Annotated in this window: 6 protein-coding genes and 1 pseudogene; 6 read left to right on the forward strand and 1 reads right to left on the reverse strand. The window is 59.5% G+C overall.

Annotated elements, in window-relative coordinates:
- The 6 genes from ABYV89_RS12660 to ABYV89_RS12685 all read left to right on the forward strand — a co-directional run.
- Positions 1-420, forward strand: a 420-nt coding sequence (locus ABYV89_RS12660) for an Hsp20/alpha crystallin family protein (protein WP_432823319.1), incomplete at its 5' end; no start/stop codon positions are given.
- A 45-nt stretch (positions 421-465) separates the two neighbouring features.
- On the forward strand, positions 466-855 hold the full coding sequence (locus ABYV89_RS12665) for an Hsp20/alpha crystallin family protein (RefSeq protein WP_432823320.1): 390 nt from the start codon (positions 466-468) through the stop codon (positions 853-855).
- 109 nt (positions 856-964) lie between these two features.
- Entirely contained in the window at positions 965-3,598 is a 2,634-nt protein-coding gene (clpB, locus tag ABYV89_RS12670) for an ATP-dependent chaperone ClpB (RefSeq protein WP_432823321.1), read from the forward strand.
- A 144-nt stretch (positions 3,599-3,742) separates the two neighbouring features.
- Positions 3,743-4,606 carry a response regulator gene (locus ABYV89_RS12675; protein WP_432823322.1) on the forward strand — a complete coding sequence of 288 codons (864 nt, stop codon included), beginning with the start codon at positions 3,743-3,745 and terminating at the stop codon, positions 4,604-4,606.
- 88 nt (positions 4,607-4,694) lie between these two features.
- Positions 4,695-4,970 (forward strand): thioredoxin family protein, encoded by a 276-nt coding sequence (locus ABYV89_RS12680; RefSeq protein WP_432823323.1) that lies wholly within the window; start codon positions 4,695-4,697, stop codon positions 4,968-4,970.
- 127 nt (positions 4,971-5,097) lie between these two features.
- Entirely contained in the window at positions 5,098-6,468 is a 1,371-nt protein-coding gene (locus ABYV89_RS12685; RefSeq protein WP_432823324.1) for a response regulator, read from the forward strand.
- Here the strand turns inward: ABYV89_RS12685 and ABYV89_RS12690 are convergent.
- A pseudogene (locus ABYV89_RS12690) lies at positions 6,461-7,348 on the reverse strand (hypothetical protein); the annotation flags it as partial. The gene ABYV89_RS12685 and the pseudogene ABYV89_RS12690 overlap by 8 nt on opposite strands.

Below are 7,348 nucleotides of genomic sequence, written 5' to 3' on the forward strand. Positions count from 1 at the left end.
ATGGACAGCTTCAGCCGCGAAATGGACCAGATGTTCCGCAACATCGGTTTCGCCCGCCTGCTTGAACCGGCCCTGGCCCCATTGGTTGGCGCAGGCAGCTACCCCCGGATCAACCTGAGGGAAACGGAGAGCAGCTACATCATCGAAACACAATTGCCCGGCATTGATCCCAGGGAACTGGAAATGAGCATCATCAAAGGCACCCTGACCCTTTCCGGAGAGCGCAAAAAGCCCGCTCAGGAGATCGGTTCCTGGCATCGCCGCGAACGCAGCAGCGGAAAATTCATGCGTGCCATCGACATTCCTGCGGAAATCGAAATCGACAAGGTAACGGCAGACTACCGGGACGGCCTGCTGACGATCACCCTGCCCAAAGCGGCAAGTGTTCGACCGAAACGGATCGAAATCACGGCAAATTAAGCAAACGAACCAGACGGCAACTCAGCGAACCCATGGAGATGAACGATGAAAAACAACGAACTTTCTGTCAATAAAGCGAGCAAGCTGACTGCATCAGAAAAAGACCGGACAGATTATGTCTCTCCGGCGGTAGATATCTACGAGACGGACAACGCCCTGACCATCGTCGCGGACCTGCCGGGAGTGAACAAAGAGCAGCTGGAACTCGCCACGGATCGAAACATATTAACCATTGAGGGGCACGCCAAGACAAGTGCCGACCCAAACCACCTCTACCGCGAATTCGGAACGGCCGGTTACTACCGGCGCTTCCAGCTGCCGGAAAACCTGGACCTCGATCAAACGGCGGCCGAACTCAAGGACGGCGTCCTCACCCTGACGCTGCCCAAGGCGGCCGCGGCGAAGCCCCGCCGCATCGAAGTGACTGTCCACTGATGACGGGAAAAGGGCCGGGCGCAATCCCGGCTCTTTTTTGTCGCGGGCAAGATCAAGCTCAGACAGTATAATTGGATGACTAGCACACCTTCAGGCCGGGAGAAGACTCATGGATATCAATAAAATGACTGCCAAGACCCAGGAAGCCGTCCAGAACGCCCAGAGCAAAGCGACCAAGCTGGGCCATGTGGAAATCGATGGCGAACATCTGCTGGCAGCACTTCTGGACCAGCCCGAGGGCCTGGTCCCCCGGCTGCTGCAGAAGCTGGACATCCCCGTCGAAAACTTCACCCGAGCCCTGAAAAAGGAACTGGAGAAGCGCCCCAGCGTTTCGGGCGGCGGCATGGAGGCGGGCAAGATCTACGTCTCTCCCCGCTTCAACCGACTGCTGGTCAAGGCCGAAGAGGAAGCCCGTCATTTGAAGGATGAGTACATCAGCGTCGAGCACCTGCTGCTGGCCCTGGTCGAAGAGGGCGCAAGCTCTCCGGCAGGCCGCCTGTTCAAGGAATTCAAGATCGACCGCGACCGGCTGCTGCATGCCTTGTCTGACATTCGCGGCCATCAACGGGTCACCAGCCCCGATCCGGAAGGGACCTACGAGGCGCTGGAAAAGTACGGCATCGACCTGGTCAAGGCGGTGCAGAAAGGCAAGCTCGACCCGGTGATCGGCCGCGACGGCGAAATCCGCCGGACCATCCGCATCCTCTCCCGCAAAACCAAGAACAACCCGGTACTGATCGGCGAGCCGGGGGTCGGCAAAACTGCCATCGTCGAAGGGCTGGCTCATCGCATTGTACGCGGCGATGTTCCCGAGGGGCTCAAGAATAAAACCATCTTCTCCCTCGACATGGGCGCCCTGGTCGCCGGGGCCAAGTACCGCGGCGAGTTCGAAGAGCGGCTCAAGGCGGTGCTTACCGAAATCCGCAGCAGCGAAGGGCGCATCCTGCTCTTCATCGACGAACTGCACAACATCGTCGGCGCCGGCAAAGCCGAAGGCTCCATGGACGCCGGCAACATGCTCAAGCCGATGCTGGCCCGGGGCGAACTCCACTGCCTCGGTGCCACCACCCTCGACGAGTATCGCAAACATATCGAGAAGGACGCGGCCCTGGAGCGGCGCTTCCAGCCGGTGCTGGTCGACGAGCCGTCGGTTGAAGACACCGTCAGCATCCTGCGCGGACTCAAGGAGCGGTACGAGGTCCACCATGGCGTCCGCATCCATGACAACGCCCTGGTGGCGGCGGCGACCCTCAGCGACCGCTACATTTCTGATCGGTTCCTGCCGGACAAGGCCATCGACCTGGTCGACGAGGCCTGCGCCATGATCCGCACCGAAATCGACTCGCTGCCCAGCGATCTTGACGAAGTGACCCGCCGGGTGATGCAGATGGAAATAGAGGAAGCGGCGCTGAAAAAAGAAAAGGATTCCGCCAGCCTGGCCCGCCTGGAAAACCTGCGCCGCGAGCTGATCGGACAGAAGAAACGGGCCGCCGACCTGAAAGAGCAGTGGGAGTCGGAAAAAAGCGCCATCAAGACCATCCAGGGACTGCGGGAAGAGATTGAAAAAATGCGCCAGGAGATCGAACTGGCTGAGCGCAACTATGACCTCGACCGGGCCGCCGAACTCAAGCACGGCAAGCTGCCGCAACTGGAACAGCATCTGCGCGAACGGGAAATGGCAATGGGCGGTGAACAGCCAGGGGCACGCCTGCTGCGCGAGGAAGTCACCGACGAGGAAATTGCCGGCATCGTCGCCCGCTGGACCGGCATCCCGGTCACCCGGCTGGTGGAAGGGGAACGGGAAAAACTGCTCAAACTCGACCAGGTGCTGCACAAGCGGGTCATCGGTCAGGACGAGGCGGTGCAACTGGTGGCCGACGCGGTAATTCGCGCCCGGGCCGGGATCAAGGACCCGCGCCGGCCGATCGGCTCCTTCATTTTCCTCGGTCCGACCGGGGTCGGCAAGACCGAACTGGCCCGCACCCTGGCCGAAGCCCTCTTCGACAGCGAAGACAACATGGTGCGCATCGACATGTCCGAATACATGGAAAAACACGCCGTCAGCCGCCTGATCGGCGCCCCCCCCGGCTACGTCGGCTACGAAGAGGGGGGCCAGTTGACCGAGGCGGTCCGCCGCAAACCCTACTCGGTGATCCTGTTCGACGAAATAGAAAAAGCCCACCATGACGTCTTCAACGTCCTGCTGCAGGTGCTGGATGACGGTCGGGCCACCGATTCCCAGGGGCGGACGGTCGATTTCAAAAACACGGTCATCATCATGACCTCGAATATCGGCTCAGAGCATCTCCTGGAAGGACTCGGGGCCGATGGCCAGATCACTGAAACGGCGCGAAAAAGCGTACTTCGAGAATTGCGTCAGCACTTTCGCCCGGAATTTCTCAACCGGGTCGACGATGTCGTCCTCTTCAAAACTTTGACACTGGATGAAATCAAGGCCATTGTCGAACTGTTAATCCAGGACCTGCGCAACCGCCTGGCCAGTCGTCGCATCGGCCTGCAGCTGACCCCTGCGGCCCTCGACTTCATGGCCCGGAATGCCTATGACCCGGCCTACGGCGCGCGCCCCCTCAAGCGATACCTGCAGCACCAGCTGGAAACCCGCCTCGGTCGGGCGATCATCGCCGGAGACATCCACGACGGGGCTACCATCACCGTCGATGCCGGCCCGGATGACCTCAGCGTTTCTCATGTCAACCCGGCAAAGGAGAGGCGGTCCGGCTGATCCGTTAATTTGAAAGTGGCAAGCCAGAATCCCGAATATCAGGGCTTTTACTGACACATTGACGTTTATTTGCCTAGCTGGCGCTTTTATTGCATCATTTCTTGACAACAGTCCCGTTCCCGAATCAAGGATAAAAGTGAATCTATGAGCAAAAGAAAGCGTTTTGGCGAAATTCTGGTCGATGCGAAGGTCGTCACCGAACCGGTCCTGCAACTGGCCCTGGAAAAACAGAAAGGGACCGGCAAACGCCTCGGACAAGTCCTGGAGGAGATGGGGGTCGTTTCCGAGAAGGACACGGCAGTCGCCCTGGCCCGCCAGTTCGGCTTCCGGACCGTTCAAAATCTGGCCAGCTACAGTTTTCCCGAAGACGTCCTGACCCTGTTCAGCAGCGAGACGGCCCTGAAGAAAAGCCTCTTCCCACTGAAGCTGGAGCAGAAAAACCTTTATCTGGCGATGGTCAATCCCCTCGACATGGACACCATCGACGACATCACATTCCGCACCGGGTTGCGGGTTCTCCCCTGCGTCACCACCCCGGGAGAAATCCAGGCGGCCGTTCATCAGCATTACCTCGGCGGTCGTCCCAACGAACCCCAGCAGGACGCCTCCGACTGGTGGACCATCCTGGTGGTGGACGATCAGGAACTGGTTCGTTCGGCCATTATTGCGGCGCTGAAAAAAGAAGGCTACAAGATCCTCGAAGCGGACAACGGCGCCGACGGCCTCAAGGTAGCCTGCCAGCACCACCCGCACCTGATCATTTCCGACACGGTCATGCCGCGCATGGATGGCTACGAGATGTTCCGCGCCTTGCAGGCCCACACCACCGCCAGCAAGATCCCGGTTATCGCACTGTCTTCAAAATCAGCCGCTGAAGAAGAGGCCAAACTCCTCGATGCCGGATACTTTGATTTCATCCCCAAACCGATTAACCCCATCCGCCTGCTCGCGCGGGTACGCCGGGCGCTGAAGACCGCCTACAACTCCAACGGGCCACCCCCGCGGTAAGAAAAAGAGTTGAAAATTCCGGTGCCTCGGTATATAATAACCGAAATGGTTATATTTGCCGACCCCTTCGACATCTTGGGAGGCTACTATGAGGATCGACATTCTTGGCAAACCTGAAAGTGGTCAGCGTTGTGAACGGACCCTTGAAAATGTCCGCCAGGCTCTGGAGCAGACCGGTGTGGAGGCGGAGGTTCACCTCTATCGAGACCGCAGGAAAATGATCGACCACCGCGTCTATGTCACTCCAGCCCTGGTCATCGATGACAGCGTCCGGGTGGCCGGCCGTATCCCCGAAATCAAGGAGATCATCAGCATGCTCGCTGAGCGACCACGCTATCATAAGCGTATGCAGCAGGTGGCGTGATCATCCGGCAATCAAATAGGCTCGCCCAGAAAAGTAAAGCCCCTCTGTGCTCAGCAGAGGGGCTTTACTTTTCTGGTCTCCTCGGTTAACTTGGAGCAATTCCAACTCATTGAACCCCAGGGGCTGCATGGCAACCATACTGCTCGTTGACGATGTCCAGCTGTTTATCGAACTGGAAAAGTCCTTTCTTCAAGATGCCGGCTACACCGTCGTTACCGCATCGTCCGGCGAAGAGGCGCTTGCCATACTGCCGCAAATAAACCCTGCACTGCTACTGCTCGATCTCTACATGCCCGGCATCGACGGCGACGAGGTCTGTCGGCGGATGCGCAGCGAGGACCGCTGGAAAACGCTGCCGGTGATCATGGTCACGGCGGCCGGCAAGGAGGCGGAGATCCGCAAATGCCTTGACGCCGGCTGCGACGACTATGTCACCAAGCCGGTTCAGAAGAAACTGCTGATCGAAAAGGTCAAACGCCTGCTGGGCGCCGTCAAGGCCCGCACCGAAGAACGCAAGCCCTTGACATTTCAGGTACAGATCCGGGGAGAAGGTCAACAGCTGATCGCCACCGCCAGGGATCTCTCCCGCAATGGCATCTTTCTTAACGGCCCGGCCTCGATGGCGCCCGGAACGGTGGTCGAACTCAAATTGAGCCCTTCCGAGGGACGGGACGTTGTTCTGATGGGAAAGGTCAAGCGGATTCAGGATGGCCCGGACGGCGGGATGGGGATCTACTTTATCCGCCCCGAGGGAATGGGCACCAAAGAACTGGACCAGATGCTCAGGGAGACGGCGGATGCAGGTCTGACCGCCGAGCTTTCAGAACCGTCGGAAGCCCTGCAAACCCAGCTGGGGAGCATGGAGATGCAGAACAGCAGGCTGCGGGAAGAGAATGCTTCCCTGCGCCAGCGCATTCGGGAAATGGAAAACGAAAACCGCGAGTTTGCCGAGCGCATCGTACACACGGAAGAAGTCAACAACAACCTGACCAACCTCTACATTGCTTCTTCGCGCCTGCACTCGGTGCTGAATCGCATCGAGGTCATCGAAATCATTCAGGAGGTGGCGATCAACCTGGTCGGCGCCGAAAAATTTGCCCTCGCTCTCTACGACAAGGAGAGCGAATCCTACCGCTTTGAAGCCGGGGAGGGGGTTACCCCGGAGGAATTCCCAACGGTTGAGACGGGCAGCGGCCTGCTGGGCAAGGTCATTGCCGACGGTGAACCGTATTTCCAGGAGGGGCCGGTCGCTGCCGGATCCGACGACCTGCAGACCCCGCTGGCAGCCATCCCGCTGACCATTCACGACTCCTGCATCGGCCTGCTGGCCATCTACCGGCTGTTCACCCAGAAAGACCGGTTTGAAGAGGTGGACTTTCAACTCTTCAACATGATGGCTGAACACGCCGCCACGGCGATCTTCTCATCGAACCTCTACGAAGCCTCGGAACGCAAACGACAGACCTACCAGGGGTTCATGGAGCTGCTGCTCAAGTAAGGGGTGCACCGGCGCCCCGCCGGTTTGCCGGCACCAGAAATCCCTCCGCCAGGGCAAACCGCACAATCTCCTCGCCGTCGGAGCGCATCACGCTGCCGGCGAAAATCTGCTCTGCCGACCTCTGACCGCTACACCCCTGCAGCAACTTGAGAAAATCCTCTTCCAGCGACTCGCACAGAACCTGCCCGCCGCGCCTCAGAAATATGGCAACCGAGCCGACCGGACGAAACATTGCGGCAATCTGTTCCAGTTCCGCCTCACCCATTTCAAGCAGATCTAGAATTTCATAGGCAAAAGAAACCAGGCGAACCCCTTCGGCCACCCGCAGCGGCGACTTCCACGGGTCGACACCCCGCAGAGACTCGGGGGCCGCCGGCAGGGTTTCCTGCCCCAGCAGGGTTTCGGCGTAGTGAAAATGATAACGGAGCAAATCCTGGGCCGCCGGCAGAAGATCAGCCTGCTTCTGCTTTTTGAACAGAAAGGCCAGATAGGCTTCCTGCAGCGGCAGCGCCTCGGCGGGCATCCATCGCTCACTGGCCAGCAGGGCCTCGCGCGACACCTGCTGCTCGGCGAGCAGCCACGCCGCAAAGCCCCGCAGGAAACTCACCGCGTCGCAACCGGCCACCTGGAGCAGGGCGTCGAAGAAAGCGACCGCGCGACCGGTATTGTAAAAGAGGTCGGCTGACGCTGCCAACAGGCGGCAGGCGTCCAGGTCGGCGGCGCTCATGGTGGCACTTTCGAGAATTTCGTAGGGCGGCTCCAGCTGGGCCCGCAGGCCGTGGTCAGCAGCCTCCCGGTGCAGCACGGTGCCAGGCAGTACGGCCAGGGGAAAAATATCGATATGGTTGGGCGCAAGCCCGAAAGCGTAATTAAGGCTCCG

The organism is Trichloromonas sp., assembly GCF_041583255.1.
Lineage (GTDB): Bacteria > Desulfobacterota > Desulfuromonadia > Desulfuromonadales > Trichloromonadaceae > Trichloromonas.